The sequence below is a fragment of the Bradyrhizobium sp. 40 genome (assembly GCF_023100925.1).
Classification (GTDB): domain Bacteria; phylum Pseudomonadota; class Alphaproteobacteria; order Rhizobiales; family Xanthobacteraceae; genus Bradyrhizobium.
The window spans coordinates 3,178,877-3,192,283 of the sequence record NZ_CP064688.1 but is presented as its reverse complement, the minus strand read 5'-3'; the positions used below and the strand labels follow the sequence as shown (position 1 = coordinate 3,192,283).

General features: G+C 64.0%; 15 protein-coding genes. 6 read left to right on the top strand and 9 right to left on the bottom strand.

Going from position 1 to position 13,407, the window contains the following annotated elements:
* Positions 1 to 223: 223 nt before the first annotated feature.
* On the bottom strand, positions 224 to 1,147 hold the full coding sequence (locus IVB40_RS15515; protein ID WP_027567358.1) for a division plane positioning ATPase MipZ: 924 nt from the start codon (positions 1,145 to 1,147) through the stop codon (positions 224 to 226).
* A gap of 282 nt (positions 1,148 to 1,429) precedes the next feature.
* On the opposite strand from IVB40_RS15515, the gene panC reads away from it, so the two are divergent.
* The 3 genes from panC to IVB40_RS15500 all read left to right on the top strand — a co-directional run bounded on the left by panC (position 1,430) and on the right by IVB40_RS15500 (position 3,108).
* Positions 1,430 to 2,281, top strand: a complete 852-nt coding sequence (gene panC, locus IVB40_RS15510; protein ID WP_247438067.1) for a pantoate--beta-alanine ligase — start codon at positions 1,430 to 1,432, stop codon at positions 2,279 to 2,281.
* 75 nt (positions 2,282 to 2,356) lie between these two features.
* Positions 2,357 to 2,761 carry a hypothetical protein gene (locus tag IVB40_RS15505; protein WP_247819238.1) on the top strand — a complete coding sequence of 135 codons (405 nt, stop codon included), beginning with the start codon at positions 2,357 to 2,359 and terminating at the stop codon, positions 2,759 to 2,761.
* A 65-nt stretch (positions 2,762 to 2,826) separates the two neighbouring features.
* Positions 2,827 to 3,108 (top strand): hypothetical protein, encoded by a 282-nt coding sequence (locus IVB40_RS15500; RefSeq protein ID WP_247819237.1) that lies wholly within the window; start codon positions 2,827 to 2,829, stop codon positions 3,106 to 3,108.
* A 31-nt stretch (positions 3,109 to 3,139) separates the two neighbouring features.
* Here IVB40_RS15500 and IVB40_RS15495 read toward each other — a convergent pair whose 3' ends face one another.
* From IVB40_RS15495 to IVB40_RS15475, 5 genes are all read right to left on the bottom strand, one after another.
* Positions 3,140 to 3,580 (bottom strand): DUF1489 domain-containing protein, encoded by a 441-nt coding sequence (locus tag IVB40_RS15495; protein ID WP_247819236.1) that lies wholly within the window; start codon positions 3,578 to 3,580, stop codon positions 3,140 to 3,142.
* A gap of 43 nt (positions 3,581 to 3,623) precedes the next feature.
* On the bottom strand, positions 3,624 to 4,598 hold the full coding sequence (locus tag IVB40_RS15490; RefSeq protein WP_247819235.1) for a hypothetical protein: 975 nt from the start codon (positions 4,596 to 4,598) through the stop codon (positions 3,624 to 3,626).
* A gap of 158 nt (positions 4,599 to 4,756) precedes the next feature.
* Positions 4,757 to 4,960, bottom strand: a complete 204-nt coding sequence (locus IVB40_RS15485) for a hypothetical protein (protein WP_007611353.1) — start codon at positions 4,958 to 4,960, stop codon at positions 4,757 to 4,759.
* A 178-nt stretch (positions 4,961 to 5,138) separates the two neighbouring features.
* Positions 5,139 to 5,507 (bottom strand): YidB family protein, encoded by a 369-nt coding sequence (locus tag IVB40_RS15480; RefSeq protein ID WP_247819234.1) that lies wholly within the window; start codon positions 5,505 to 5,507, stop codon positions 5,139 to 5,141.
* 84 nt (positions 5,508 to 5,591) lie between these two features.
* The gene (locus tag IVB40_RS15475; RefSeq protein ID WP_247361703.1) at positions 5,592 to 6,254 is read right to left on the bottom strand and encodes a glutathione S-transferase family protein; all 663 of its coding nucleotides are present in this window, start codon (positions 6,252 to 6,254) and stop codon (positions 5,592 to 5,594) included.
* A 123-nt stretch (positions 6,255 to 6,377) separates the two neighbouring features.
* On the opposite strand from IVB40_RS15475, the gene IVB40_RS15470 reads away from it, so the two are divergent.
* From IVB40_RS15470 to IVB40_RS15460, 3 genes are all read left to right on the top strand, one after another.
* Positions 6,378 to 7,091, top strand: coding sequence for a DUF599 domain-containing protein (locus IVB40_RS15470; RefSeq protein WP_027567364.1), 714 nt, complete (start codon positions 6,378 to 6,380; stop codon positions 7,089 to 7,091).
* 1,039 nt (positions 7,092 to 8,130) lie between these two features.
* Complete coding sequence (locus IVB40_RS15465) at positions 8,131 to 9,396, top strand: glycosyltransferase (RefSeq protein ID WP_247286890.1); 1,266 nt, start codon at positions 8,131 to 8,133, stop codon at positions 9,394 to 9,396.
* Positions 9,393 to 10,445, top strand: coding sequence for an HlyD family efflux transporter periplasmic adaptor subunit (locus IVB40_RS15460; RefSeq protein WP_027567366.1), 1,053 nt, complete (start codon positions 9,393 to 9,395; stop codon positions 10,443 to 10,445). The genes IVB40_RS15465 and IVB40_RS15460 overlap by 4 nt, the downstream gene beginning before the upstream one ends.
* A 495-nt stretch (positions 10,446 to 10,940) precedes the next feature.
* Here the strand turns inward: IVB40_RS15460 and IVB40_RS15455 are convergent, their stop codons facing one another.
* From IVB40_RS15455 to IVB40_RS15445, 3 genes are all read right to left on the bottom strand, one after another.
* Positions 10,941 to 11,939 (bottom strand): hypothetical protein, encoded by a 999-nt coding sequence (locus tag IVB40_RS15455; protein WP_247819233.1) that lies wholly within the window; start codon positions 11,937 to 11,939, stop codon positions 10,941 to 10,943.
* A gap of 49 nt (positions 11,940 to 11,988) precedes the next feature.
* Positions 11,989 to 12,807 carry an aldo/keto reductase gene (locus IVB40_RS15450; protein WP_247819232.1) on the bottom strand — a complete coding sequence of 273 codons (819 nt, stop codon included), beginning with the start codon at positions 12,805 to 12,807 and terminating at the stop codon, positions 11,989 to 11,991.
* Positions 12,808 to 12,991: 184 nt separating this feature from the next.
* The gene (locus IVB40_RS15445) at positions 12,992 to 13,309 is read right to left on the bottom strand and encodes a helix-turn-helix domain-containing protein (RefSeq protein ID WP_027567369.1); all 318 of its coding nucleotides are present in this window, start codon (positions 13,307 to 13,309) and stop codon (positions 12,992 to 12,994) included.
* Positions 13,310 to 13,407: the final 98 nt, after the last annotated feature.

Genomic DNA, 13,407 nt, shown 5'->3' with positions numbered 1-13,407 from the left:
TAAATATTGTGAACTGGCAGCCCTTTCATTGTGCGGCGCACACGTTTGTTGGGCACCTCGCTCTCATACGGCTACGTCAGGGTGCACGTCACCTTCCGACGCAACCTGTCTCGATCGGGTTCAATTTTGCAGTAAACGCGGGGTGAAAACGGTTGAGCGCGGGCCGGGTTCCCACGGGATACCGGCCGCTTTGATCGACCGGAAGTAACGATATACCGCCACCTCAGGCGCCGAGGATGTCGTGGACCTCGAGCGGCTTGTCGACCTGGTTGAACCACTCGGCGCGGTTGGCCGCGCGGCGGCGTCCGCGCTCATCGAGCGGAAGCTTGAGCTGGCGGAGCAGGCTCGTCACCTCCTCCCGCGCAGTGAGATGGCCGAGATTGGGCCGCATGCCGAGGGTGGCCTCGTCGATCTCGTCCAGCGCGGTCAGGCCGCGCGGGAAGAACTCGCGATAGACGACGCGTTCGGCGAAGCCGTCGACGTAGCGGAAGCCCAGCCGCATCGACAAATCCTTCAACCCCTCGGCAACCAGCTGCTTGTTGCGGGAGCCGAGCATCGACAGGCGGTTGCGCACGACGATCCAGTCGGTGGTCGCGCCGTCGAGTTGGCGGCGCTTGCGCCTGACATCCCGCACCATCTCGGCGTAGTGGCTCTCGCCTGTTACCGCGTAATTGGCGGGGTCGACGGTGCCAAGCACATCGAAATCGAGGAAGCTGTCGTTGATCGGGGTCACCAGCGTGTCGGCCATCGAGTGCGCAAGCCGCATCAGGTAGCTGTCGGTGCCGGGCGTATCGATGACGATGAAGTCGAAGCTGCTCTCGACCGCCGAGACCGCCTCCATGAACTGAAGGAACTCCGAATTCTCGTTCTCGGCGACCTGCATGGTCTCGCCGAGCTTGATGCAGCGATGCAGCGGCAGTTCGAGGTCGAGCTTGGTGCGGCGCGCCCAGGCGGAACGGTTGTTGATGTAGTGAGTAAAGCTCTGCTGACGGCAGTCGAGGTCGATGGTGGCGACGCGCTGGCCGGCTTTCAGAAGCGCGACTGCGATGTGCAGGGCGGTCGTCGACTTGCCGGAGCCGCCCTTCTCGTTGCCGAGCACGACCACATGCGCCGAGCCGGACTGGCCTTGGCTAGCTTGCACAAGCATCGCGATCCTCAACACCCCTAACGAATATCTTCGAGTTGGCCGCGTCTGCGGTCAAGTGAAATGCGTGACAGGCAATACAAATCGCGGCGCGCCGACCTTCATCATGAATCGCCGCGCCGCTTCGCGTCTGTGATCCAACCCACAATGTCGCGACCTCTTACGCGGCTTTGCGCGGGATGCTGCGCCGCATCCGGATGCGTGGCGTCCATGGTCGCCGCTTGTTAAGGTTAGCCTGCCGGCGCCGGGACGCGCCCGCCGATTCCCCAACTCCGTCGAGTTCTGATGTCACGCAGCCCCTTGATCGCCCGCACGGTCCCCACCTTGCGACGCGCCGTCGACAATCTTCGCAAGCGAAAGGCCACGATCGCGCTGGTCCCGACCATGGGAGCGCTCCATGACGGCCATGTGTCGCTGGTGCGCCTGGCCAGGCGGCGCGCGAGCCGCGTCGTGGTGTCGATCTTCGTCAACCCGACCCAGTTCGCTCCGACCGAGGATTTTGGCGCCTATCCGCGAACCTGGAAGGCCGATCTCGCCAAGCTCGCCGCCGAGGACGTCGATATCGTCTGGCATCCCGGCGCCGAGGCCATGTATCCGGAGGGCTTTGCCACCCGCATCGTACCGGAGGGACCAGCGCTGGCCGGCCTCGAGGACCGCTTCCGCCCGCATTTCTTCGGCGGCGTCGCCACCGTCGTCGGCAAGCTGTTCACGCAGTGCCGGCCGGATGTCGCGATCTTCGGCGAGAAGGATTTTCAGCAGTTGCGGGTGGTGGCGCAGATGGCCCGCGACCTCGACCTCGGCGTCAAGGTGATCGGTTCCCGCACCGTGCGCGAGCGCGACGGGCTCGCGATGTCCTCGCGCAACGTCTACCTGTCACCACAGGAGCGGCAGACCGCGACCACGCTGTACCGCGCCATGAAGGACAGCGCCGGGCGCATCCGCGCCGGCGAAGCGGTCGCAGCCGCAATGGCACGCGGTGCCACGATGATCACGGCGGCCGGCTTTGAGCTCGACTATTTCGAGGTGCGCCATGCAGCGACCCTGGCGCCTGTCATCTCGCGCAAGGACGGCCCCTTGCGCATCCTGGTCGCGGCCAAGCTCGGCACGACTCGGCTGATCGACAATATGGCGGTGTAACCGCCAAGGTTGATCTTGCACCTTTGCTCGCCCGGAGGGATGATCGGCACGAGGAAGCGAGCCGACTGGCGGGGCATGTCATCCATCAGCGCGAGGATCGTGAGCTGCGTGCTGGCGCTCGTTGCAGCAGGCGCCGTACAGGCCCAGCAGCGTCCGCCGATCGGCGCCTTCGGCTCGCCGCCCGACGCCATGATCTTCTACGTCGCCCATGGCCCGGCCGATGCCTGCGGGCCCGGGTGTTCGGACTGGATTGCCGCGGAAGGGGCTGTGCAGTGGGATAGCTACAAGCGGCTGATCGCGATCCTCGACCGTCAGGCCGGGCGCAAGCTGCCTGTCGTGATCCATAGCTGGGCGTATCCAATCTCAAGGTCGCAAGCAGCCTCGGCCACATCCTGCGCGACCGCGGCCTCGACGCCACCGCCGGGACGACCGAGGTCACAGCCTGCGCCGGGAAGCCGGACGCCGAATGCTTTACGCTGAAGCGTCCGGGCGGACCGCTCGATGCAAGATTGTCGGCGTCGAATCTGATTTGCGATTTTGCCTGCGTGCTCGCGCTGGCGGGCGGCGTGCATCGCAGCCTGCCGCCGGGCACGAAGGTTGTGCTGGGCAGCCGCTCCGTCCGTAACCGGCTCGCGCCCAACATCCCGGCTGAGCAGCGCGAGAGCCTCACGGAGTATTTTGGCGAGCAACACCGGAAATATCTGAACGAGATGGGCATTGCGCCCGATCTCGTCGACATTGTGGATGGCATCGGCGAAGGCGGGCGCCCCGTCGTCATACCGCCGTCCGACTGGGCGCGGCTGCACATCGTGACGCCTTCGCAGTGACGCCTCGCAGTGACGCCTTGGGAGTAGCGGACTACAACAACCCGAGATCGCGCAGCTCGCGCCGCATCGGCTCCGGCATCGCCGCGATCGAACCGGCCGCGGACTTGCCGAGATCGAGCGGCACCGAATCGTCGGCGAGATAGCGCCAGCCCTGGAACGGGCGCATCGGCCGCGGCGACACCGCGATCACCTTCGGCTGCATCACGATCCGGCAGCGCCCGATGCCGTCCTTGTCGCGGAACGGCTCGATGCCGATGATCTTTTCGCGCGCGGCGACCTCGCCCTTGATCACCCAATAGAGCGAGCCGCCCGACAGGATCTCGGCGTCGCGCTTGGGCACCATGCGGGTGATGTGGATGTGATGTTGCGGCAGACCCTTCTTCTTGGCGGTCTGCATCCGTTCGGCGGTCCACTCCTTCAATTCCTTGATGGATTCGCAGCCGACGGCGAGCTTGATCAGATGTAGTGGCATGCCCCCAGCATTAGCCGGGCAGCCACGCATTTGGAATGCCGATCTACTCGTTATCCGCAGCCGGGGGAGCTGCCGCCGGCGGCGTGAGCGGAACCGGTGCTGCCGCCGGCGCCCGCGCAGCCTTCGGCGCAGGCGGCTTCTTCGCGGCGGGAGCTGCGGTCTGTGCCGAGGCCGCTGCCGGGGCGCGCGGAGCCGGCGCGGCCGCTGCGTTCGCGGTGGGGGACGCCTGGCGCGTCGGCGGCTCCGGGTTCATGATGCTGACCGGCGGCGTCGACGAGGCACTCGGGAACTCCGCATTGGTCGGCTTGCCCGTCGGCATCGACGGCGGCAGTCCGGCAAGCGCGGCAGTGGCCGGCAACGATTGCGCCGTTGCAGGCGCATTCCAGGTCGGCGCGTAGCGCGCGACCAGCGTGTCGTAGAGATGGGAATCCATGTTGGCGGCGACCTGCTGCTGGTCGGTCAGCGAGCGGAATGCTGCGCAGTCGAACTGCGTGCAGCCGTCGCGCGCGACCAGCACCTGCGCGACCAGGCCGTAGCGATCACGCTCCAGCGATTTGCGCAGCAGCTTGATGTCGGGCGTCAGGCTCCTCTCCGCGGTCGCGGCATCGCCGAGCGCCGTCAGCCGGTCGATCCTGGCCGCGGTCGTGGAGACGGCCGCAGCCGCCGCGTCAGGCGCGCCGAACAGCGCCTTCTCGCAGCCAATGGCCACGGCTTCGCCGGCGAGATCGTCGAGACAGGACAGCGCCGGCAGGCTCGCAGTCATCGCGGCCTGCGCGCGCGCCTCGGTCGGCGTGGTCTGCCCCGCCGGTCCATCGACGCGCACCACGGCAGCCAAGGCGATGGCAATGGCGAGTAGTGCAACAACGGTCAGCGCACCGTTGGCGACCGATCGCTCGGCGCGCAGCAGCGTGACCAGGAGGATCAGTCCGAAGAAGCCGGCAGCCGCCAGCATCATCCACATTGGAAACGCCGGCGAGCGCCAGATTTGGTCGAGCGACGAGGCCCATGCCCAGTTCATGCGCGACGTCCCCTCACGCGAGCAGAGAGCGAATGGTCAAAGCGAGCACCGAGAGTCGGCTGCTGCCCCCGGCCCACCTTTTGAAGGTGAAGCGGGCCTTTTGACGGCGGCAGAATACAATTCCCCGGGACGCGCCAATGCGCGGATAGCGGCGGCCTTCAGGACAGCGCGAGCTGGCTTTCCTTGGCGACGCGTTCGAAGGCTTCGGTCGAGCTCTTGATCCGGTACTGACAGTCGTCACCATCGGTCGGCAGGAGGCGGATGACCTCATACGAGCCGCTGGCAGCGGGGCGTGCGACATTGCTGGCGGTGAACAATACGCGCGCGCCAATAGGGAATTTGTGCTTCAACACCCTCTCCATCACTCAAACAACGCCTGCCACGCCCATGGTCCCACTGCGTCGGCCGGCCGGAAACCCGGCCGTGGTATAGCATGCGGCGGGCGTTTTTGGCCAGCAGTATGCAACATGGCAAACGTGCGAATTTTGCAGTTATTTCAGAGTGATGCCGCCAGCCGATGATACCGCTGGAACCGGTTCTTCAGGCGGTATGGGGCAAACGGCCGTCGGGGCTGGCGTGATCCATCGCCTTGGGCAGTTCCTGGGCCAGGATCTGGCCCAGCTGGTCGACCGGGATGTTGTAGCGGGCAGCCAATTGGCGGACGATATCGCTGCCGAGAACGCCGCGGAGCTGGTCGGCCGAGATCGGCAGGTTCTGGCCTTTGCCGAGCCAGGATTTGACCTGGTCACCGAACCCCGCCTGCTGGAGCTTTGCGACGATCGCGCCGAGACCGCCTTGATTGTTGCTGCCGAGCACCTCGCTCAGCACGTCGGGCAACACGGCTGCGCCGAGCTGGCCGAGCGCGCTACGCAGCGCCGGATTGTTCTCCAGCGAGTCCAGGATTCCCATGGTGTCCCCTCTCCTTGCCCCTAGCTCCACGATTGAGCGCCGCCATGCACCATGCCGTCAAGCCGCGCTCAATCACATTCGCGACTACACGTTCTCGAACTTTTCGATGATGAGCGTTTCGGCGAGCGCGTCCCGGGTCCATTCCTGGAACGCCGGCAGCGCCAGCATCGTGTCCATGTAGGCCCGGGTCTCCGGCGTGACCTCGATTGCGTAGGTGCGGAAGCGGTGCACGACCGGGGCATACATTGCATCCGCTGCGCCGAAGCGCCCGAACAGGAACGGTCCATTGGCGCCATACCTGGTCCGGCATTCGCGCCAGATCTCCTGCACGCGCGCGATATTGGCCTCGGCGTCCGCCGACAGCGTCATGGGGCGCACCGGGCGGTGCAGGTTCATGCCGCATTCGTTGCGAAGGGCCATGAAGCCGGAATGCATCTCGGCGCACACCGAACGGGCATGGGCGCGGGCGGCGGCGGCGTCCGGCCACAACTTCACTTCCGGGTAGCGCTCGGCAAGGTATTCGATAATGCTGAGCGAATCCCACACCGTGATGTCGCCGTCGACCAGCACCGGCACCTTGCCGGCGCGGCTGAACGAGATGATCTGCTCCTTGTCCGCGGGATTGTCGGTGTAGAGCGGGATGAGGGTCTCAACGAACGGGATGTCGTTGGCGCGGAGCGCGAGCCAGGGCCGCATCGACCATGACGAGTAATTCTTGTTGCCGATTGCGAGTTTCAGCGCAGCCATGTCATCAGTCCTTCCCGATACGCTTGAAGCGAGCCGCTTTTAACGCCATCGCCTGTCGCCAATCAATCGTTGCTGCACCTCGCCATGCGTGGCAAGCGTTGCGATCCTCGCCAGGAGACAGACATGAGCAGGCATTGGGTCGACATCACCGCCGTCGGCTTCTTCATAATCGAGTGGCTGGTCTACGCGCTGACGCTGGAGCATTCGGCCTATGGCCGCGACAGCCTGTCGGCGCGCATGAACCGCTACCGCGAAGTGTGGGTGCGCCGGCTGCTCGACCGCGACGCGCGCATGGTCGACATGCAGATCATGGCCTCGCTGCAGAACGGCACCGCCTTCTTCGCCTCCACCAGCCTGATCGCGCTCGGCGGCGCGCTGGCGCTGCTGCACGCGACCAACGATGCGATCACGATCTTGAGCAAGCTGCCGATCGATCTCAGCACCTCGCCGGCCATGTGGGAGCTGAAATGCGTCGGCCTCGTCCTGATCTGCGTCTACGCCTTCTTCAAATTCGCATGGTCGTACCGCCTGTTCAACTATGTCGCGATCCTGTTCGGCGGCATGCCCGCGGCCTCGCAGCGTGACACGCCGGAGGCCGAAGCCCATGTGATCCGCACCTCGCGCCTGTTCGAATCCGCCGGCCGCCACTTCAACCGCGGCCAGCGCGCCTTCTTCTTCGCACTCGGCTATCTCGGCTGGTTCGTCAGCCCCTGGGTGTTGTTCGTGACCACGGCCGCCGTGGTGATCGTGACCTGGCGGCGGCAATTCGCCTCGAGCGCGTGGGAGGCAATGGCGCCGGAGGTGGTGGACGGCGAGGAGATGAGGCGCGGTCGTTGACGCGCTTGTGTCCCGGACGCGCTGCAGCGCTCTTGCGCTGCGTCCGGGGTACGAGGGCGGAGTGTGGCGGACAAGTCGCTGCGCTCGCATTGACGCAGTATGAGGCGGCAGCGCCACTTTTCCAGCTCGCATTTTGAATTGCAGACATAGCTTCGCACTCTCGCGGCGCATTTCGCCCGTATCTTTGCCTGGTCACCTCCCCCTCTTATCCAAGGGCACAGGGAAGCCTGCGATCATAATCCTAAGCCGGCGTCTCGGCCTGTGCAGCGATTGCCTCATGGGAGCTCCTGAAGTCGCTTTGATCTATCTCAATTCTCTGACTTGAGCGGGCATCAGCTTGAGGGAGTCGCGTCCATCGCTTCGCCGCGCCGGCCGGGCGCTTGGGCCCTTCCAGGGAGCTCGATATGATCAAGTCGCTCGGAATTGCCACGTCCGCCTTCTTCTTCGCAGTATCGGCTCAGGCGATGACACCTGCCCCGATTTCACAGCCCGAAAGCCTGATTACGGAAGTCGCTGCTGCCTGCGGCGTCGGTAGGACACGTATCAACGGCGTGTGCGTGGCACGGACCACCGTCCGGCATACCCGTCGGGCGGTTCGCAGATGTGTGAGAGGGACGACGTGCTGATTGGTTGTCCTCAAGGACAATACGCAGATTGGTGCGTCGCGATTAGAGTTCTGGAGTACCGACCCCAACGGTACATCGACGCCCCCACCGGCCTCAGTCTTTCCAGACTGAGGCCGTCTTGCGCCTGAAAGGTTGGACGGACCTGGTCACCTTGTGGGATTTATCGACGCGGGGAACAACTCCAACTGCAACGCTGATGCCGGCACGCCAACAATCAGCCTTCGAGAGCCGGTCATCGTCAACTGACGAAGCCGACGCTGCAGGTGAATAGCGCAAACACAAAAAGCAAATGTTTACGCAATTTACCACTCGACCATCAACGCGATGGTCTTCATTTTCTGGTCTGATAATTGCCTTGCGCACCTTGTTTGGTCGGATGCTCGGAGTGGTCCTGTCGTAGTGGAGGTGGCGGCATGTCCGAAATGGTCGAAGTGCTCGCCGGAACGAGTTTATTTCTACTCGCCTTCTCGCTGCTGATATTCGACATCCCCCGCTACACCTTATCGTTGGTGTCTCTTGCTCTGTTCAGCTCGAAGCGGCGAAGCGCCAGTGGGACGGTTTGCCAAGCGAGGGTAAGCGTGATTATCCCGACGTTCAACGGCGGCTCCGGGCTTGCTCCTTCGATCAGTTCGCTGCGCCGGCAAACCCTCCGACCTGTCGAAATCATCGTCGTCGACGACGGCTCCACCGACGAAACACGTGCGGTCGCGGAGCGGGCGAGAGCGCAGGGGCAGGTTGACATGGTCATCTGCCATGGGACGCGCTGCGGCCGCAGCGCCGCCATCAACGCTGCAGCACGGTTTGCCCGCGGCGATCTTCTCTTGACCGTAGATGCCGACACTGTCTTCGAACCGAACGCGGTTGAGCGCCTCGCGGCTGCGTTCAGCGATCCGCTCGTCGCCGGCGCAAGTTGCAGCATCGCGATCAGCAACGAGCGCGACTCGATATGGACAGGACTTCAAAGCGTCGAATACCTGATGTCGATCACCGCGGGGCGGTCGATCCTAGACGTGGTGGATGCGATCGCGTGTCTGTCCGGCGCCTGTTCCATGTATCGCCGGGATATTTTCGCGCAGCAGGGCGGGCTCGACGTCGGCCCGGGAGAGGATATGGAATACACCTTGCGGCTCCGCAGGCTCGGCTATGTCATTCGCTTCGTGTCCGACGCCTGGGCGGAAACAGCCGCCCCCGCAAGCGGCATAAGTCTGCTGCGCCAGCGCGCGCGCTGGGATCGCGATGCTCTGCGCATCCGTTTCATGATGTATGGCGAGCTGAGTTTTCGCCACCCGCTAGAGCGTTTACCGGACACAATCCAACGGCTGGACTTCATCGTCTTCGATCTCGTTCCGACGCTCAGCCTGCCATTCTACTTGGCCTACATTGTGCTGTTGTTCGGCTCGGATGCCGTGTTGTTTCTTTCGGCGATATACGTGCTGCTGCTCTGGATCTCGGTCTTCAATATGGCACTTGTGTTCGCCCTATTCCATCGATCCGTCGGAACCTTCGGCTGGAAGATGGCGCTGATCTTTCCGCTTTACCAAGGCGTCTATCTGAAGTGCGCGCGGTTCTTTTCCTACTCTTCGGAAATCATCTTTGCCTCGTCGCGGAACGATGATTTCGTGCCGCCGCGCGTTCGCCGTGCACTATTCGGCGATCGGACGAAGGAAGTGGCCAAATGACCATCACGCTAACACGACTCGATCCCCATATCCCCGACCCCATCGAGAGCCGTCGGCGCGCGGCGGGACGGGCTGTCCGCGCCGCCTATGCGACAATCGTATTCGGCATACTCGCATTCTTTGTCGTCTATTTCGGGAGGCCAATTCTCTATCTCGGCGGGCCGGGCAGCGTGTCCTCACCAAGATATTTGATTTCACTGCCTTACATCGTGCAGATCAACAGCATCACCGTGCTGAGAGGTGCATCGGTCAAGGCCGGCGAAGAAATCGGAAGGGTTCGGTCTCCGCAGCACGATGAAATTGTCGCCACCTATATGCGCTCGCTCGCGGATATCGCCGGCCGCAGAGCGGAATTGCGTGTCAAGGCCCGGGTTGCGCGCGAATCTCTCGACGCGGCGCGCTCACATCTACGGCTTGCTGAGGAAGCCGTCGAACTTATCGCAAACTCATCAGCCGCGAGCCTGAATTACCGTATAGACATGTCCCGGGAGCGCGCCTTGGCGAACAAAGCCGTGGTCTCGCAGGAGGCGGAAGCCGCCGAAGCCAGCACTCAATTGGCCGCTCTCGACGAATTCAGCCGGCAACTCGGTGATCGCCTCGAAAAGGTTGAAAGCAGCTTTGCAGATGGGAGAGTCTTCGCGCCCATAGCTGGCATAGTCGCGAACAATCCTGCGCGCGCCGGCCAATCGCTCGTGGCGGGCACTCCGATTGCAGAAATTCTCGACCCCACTGATGTCTTCGTCGACTGGTACGTTCCTAACGAACGCCTGTCCGATCCAAAAGTCGGCAACGAAGTGTTTGTCCTGTTCGGCAACCGGCGAATTCTGGGCGAGATCATTGAAATCCTGCCGGTGTCAGATGTGTACCCGGGACCGGGCTCGTCAGTGGCGCGCGAGCGTACCGCCTCGCAAATCGCGCGAATTAGGTTCAGCCCAGGCGCGCATCTCCCGGCGCTGAACTCGGCCGTCGACGTCCACATGCACTATACGCAACTCAGCGCGCGGATCGCTTCCGTGCTGGTGGGACTATTCGGGCTCGACGAGCTGTGAGAGGGAGCGAGGTGCAGCATGCAGATCGAAGGGACTCAAACGAATTGCCCGGCTTGCGGCTCATCCGCTCTGATCTCGTTTCCGGTATTCCACCACATGATCTGCGCCTACGTTGGTCCGGAGTATGACTTCGCACCAAGCATCGCGGGATATACGTGCCCGAAGTGCTGCCGCGACATTGTGTCGGCTGACCCAGCATGCGAGATCCTGGGCACTAGCGCGCGGTGCACAAGGTGTTGGGTTGAGATGGTGGTGTCCCCAGCGTGTGCTCCGGCTGGCTTGTAAGGACTAGCGGCGATCTCGGGCTTGTCCGTCGCCAGACGCAAAGTTGGACGTACGGTCATTCTATGCGCTGAGCAGCAAGTCCGGATGGAGCGCAGCGGCGTAATCCGGGAAGGTGCCGAATGCCGGGCGAGCGGCCCCGGATTACGCTTCGCTTCCGCCTTCGCTCTTAGAGCTACGGCGGACAAGCCATCCGGGCTACATGATGACCTGCTATCCGCCGAAATCCCGTGGGCTGAACGGCAGGTCCATCACCTTCCATTCCCCGTATTTGTCGGCCGGCAGCATCTTGTAGGGCTGGCAGGCCTGAAGCGCGCTCATGGCGGACTTCACAAGCGCCACGCCCTTCGCGGACGGCGGGGCTTCGATCAGGATCGGCTCGCGCGCCAGCGTGCCGTCGGTGGCGAGCACCGTGCGCAGCTTTATGTTGACGTTGTCGGTCGGCGCGACCCCCGCCGGCAGCTTGGCGCAGCTTCGCAAGTGACGGCGCAGCTCGGCGATGATTTCGGCCGGCAGCTTGGCCGCGATTGAATCCTTGGCATCGCCGCCATCGTCCTTGGCGTCCTTCGGCAGCTCCGTCGGCAATTCCGGCGGCAGGCCCAGCATGACACCGTACTTGACGGTGACGTCGGGCTCCGGCGCCTGATAGGACGGGGGCGGCGCGGCCTCTGGCTGCGGCATCGCTTGCGGCAGGAGTTGCGGCGCCGGGGGCTGCGGCGTCGGGGGCTGCGGCATGGCCTGAGGCGGCGGCGACTGCGATGGCTGAGGCTGTGGCTGTTGAGGCTGCGGTTGCGTCTGCGTGTTTGCCTCGCGCTGCTGCTGAGGCGTCTGTGAAGGCTGTGGCTGCGGCTGTTTTTGCTGCGGCTGTTCGGGCGAGGCCTGCTGCTTCGAGGACGGTGCTGCGGCCTGCTGCTTCGCCTCGGGCTTCGGCGCGGCGGCCGCCTTGTCCTTGTCGGTGAAATCCAGCTTCGGCAGTTTCAGGTCAGGGGTCGGCTCCGGCGGCTTCGCCTTGAGTTTTTCCTCGGCCTTCTCCTCGGCCTTGGCCTCCTCCTGCTTCACCTGCTCCGGCGTCACGATGCTGACGGAAACCGATTCGGGCGGGCTGGCGTGAAACGGATGGACTTCGCTGATCACGATGATCAGCGCGACCAGCGTCAGATGGGCGATTGCCGACGCTGCAATGTCCGTCCGTATGATCTTCCGCAGTTCCATCGCCTGACTTCAGGTTGCCAAGCTGGTCCTAGCATACGGCAGCCCCCTCTCAATCCCATTTTGGCGCGAAGCCGAAATCGGTCAGGCGGCCCTTGGGACTGGCCAGCGCGGCGATTTGGGCCATCTCGTCGTCCGAAAGCTCGAAATCGAAGATCTCGATGTTTTCCGACAGGCGTTCGACGCGCGAGGTGCGCGGGATCGCAGCGACATTCTGTTGCAGCAGCCAGCGCAGGCAGATCTGCGCCGGCGTCTTGTGATGCAGACGCCCGATCTCGGCGAGCGTCTGGTCGCTCTTGATCCGCCCCCTGGCGATCGGGCTGTAGGCGACCAGCGCGAGCCCGTGCTGATCGCAGGCCGCCCTCACCTTCGCCTGGTCGAGATAGGGGTGGTATTCGACCTGGTTGCAGGCCAGCGGCTCCGGCGACAACGCCACCGCCTGTTCGATCAGCGCGACGGTGAAGTTGGAGACGCCGATGTGGCGGGCCAGGCCCATGCGCTTGGCATGCGACAGTGCGCCCAACGTCTCCTCCAGCGGCACGTGCGAATTGGGCCAGTGCAGCAGCAAGAGATCGACGGAGGGAAGCCGCATGCGCACCAGACTCTCCTTGACCGAGCGTTCGAGATCGTGGGGCGCGAAATGATTGGTCCAGACCTTCGTCGTCAGGAAGACGTCGTCGCGGCGCACGCCGGAGGCGCGCAGGCCGTCGCCGACCTCGCGCTCATTGTCGTAGACCTGTGCGGTATCGATGTGGCGATAGCCGAGCCGCAGTGCCTGCTCGACCACACGCGCGCACATGCGCCCGCTCAGCTCCCAGGTTCCCAGCCCGATCGCCGGTATCCTTGCGCCATTGGTCTCGACGAACAGCATGAGGAATCCTCTCTGTCGCGGTCGCCCCAAATCATCATCCAGGCGTCATTATGAACCCGGCTGGCGACACTGCCAACGGGCGACGTCGGCGGCCGAGCCGGATCTTCGGCGCAATGCTAACGGGAGGTTCGCGCCAAGCCCTGACTCAAGCCATGACGTCAGGCTTTGAGCTCAGGCTTTGAGCTCAGGCTTTGGCGAGCGCCTGGAACACGGTGTCGGGCGCATGCGCGATCACAGCGAGCAGCGCGCGGGCGGGTCCCCGCGGGGCCCGCTTGCCCTGCTCCCAGTTGCGGATGGTCTCGACGGGAACGCCGAGCTTGGCCGCGAACTCCATCTGCGTCAGGCAGGCGCGGCGCCGCAAATCGCGCACGGCGAGCGAGCTGGCTTCGGCCGGCGCTGCGTTGGGTACCGGCTGGATTGGAAATGGCTGGACCGGAAACTCCTGCCCGTCCCGCAACTCGACAATCCGTCCGTCCGCCTTCAGCCGCACACGCATGCTCATTCCCCCAAGCAAGGCGATGATGCGGCAGGCCGCTTAAGTTCGGATTAAAGATGATGGCCAGTAGCCCGGATGGAGCGCAGCGCAATCCGGGGCGTCTC

What these genes read in the sequence shown, in the direction of transcription:
- IVB40_RS15465 (WP_247286890.1), top strand. Translation starts at nt 8,131, where the DNA reads ATGTCCGAAATGGTCGAAGTGCTCGCCGGAACGAGTTTATTTCTACTC.
- IVB40_RS15490 (WP_247819235.1), bottom strand. Translation starts at nt 4,598, where the DNA reads ATGAACTGGGCATGGGCCTCGTCGCTCGACCAAATCTGGCGCTCGCCG.
- IVB40_RS15455 (WP_247819233.1), bottom strand. Translation starts at nt 11,939, where the DNA reads ATGGAACTGCGGAAGATCATACGGACGGACATTGCAGCGTCGGCAATC.
- IVB40_RS15505 (WP_247819238.1), top strand. Translation starts at nt 2,357, where the DNA reads ATGTCATCCATCAGCGCGAGGATCGTGAGCTGCGTGCTGGCGCTCGTT.
- IVB40_RS15450 (WP_247819232.1), bottom strand. Translation starts at nt 12,807, where the DNA reads ATGCTGTTCGTCGAGACCAATGGCGCAAGGATACCGGCGATCGGGCTG.
- IVB40_RS15495 (WP_247819236.1), bottom strand. Translation starts at nt 3,580, where the DNA reads ATGCCACTACATCTGATCAAGCTCGCCGTCGGCTGCGAATCCATCAAG.
- IVB40_RS15470 (WP_027567364.1), top strand. Translation starts at nt 6,378, where the DNA reads ATGAGCAGGCATTGGGTCGACATCACCGCCGTCGGCTTCTTCATAATC.
- IVB40_RS15485 (WP_007611353.1), bottom strand. Translation starts at nt 4,960, where the DNA reads ATGGAGAGGGTGTTGAAGCACAAATTCCCTATTGGCGCGCGCGTATTG.
- IVB40_RS15445 (WP_027567369.1), bottom strand. Translation starts at nt 13,309, where the DNA reads ATGAGCATGCGTGTGCGGCTGAAGGCGGACGGACGGATTGTCGAGTTG.
- IVB40_RS15460 (WP_027567366.1), top strand. Translation starts at nt 9,393, where the DNA reads ATGACCATCACGCTAACACGACTCGATCCCCATATCCCCGACCCCATC.
- IVB40_RS15475 (WP_247361703.1), bottom strand. Translation starts at nt 6,254, where the DNA reads ATGGCTGCGCTGAAACTCGCAATCGGCAACAAGAATTACTCGTCATGG.
- IVB40_RS15480 (WP_247819234.1), bottom strand. Translation starts at nt 5,507, where the DNA reads ATGGGAATCCTGGACTCGCTGGAGAACAATCCGGCGCTGCGTAGCGCG.
- IVB40_RS15515 (WP_027567358.1), bottom strand. Translation starts at nt 1,147, where the DNA reads ATGCTTGTGCAAGCTAGCCAAGGCCAGTCCGGCTCGGCGCATGTGGTC.
- panC (WP_247438067.1), top strand. Translation starts at nt 1,430, where the DNA reads ATGTCACGCAGCCCCTTGATCGCCCGCACGGTCCCCACCTTGCGACGC.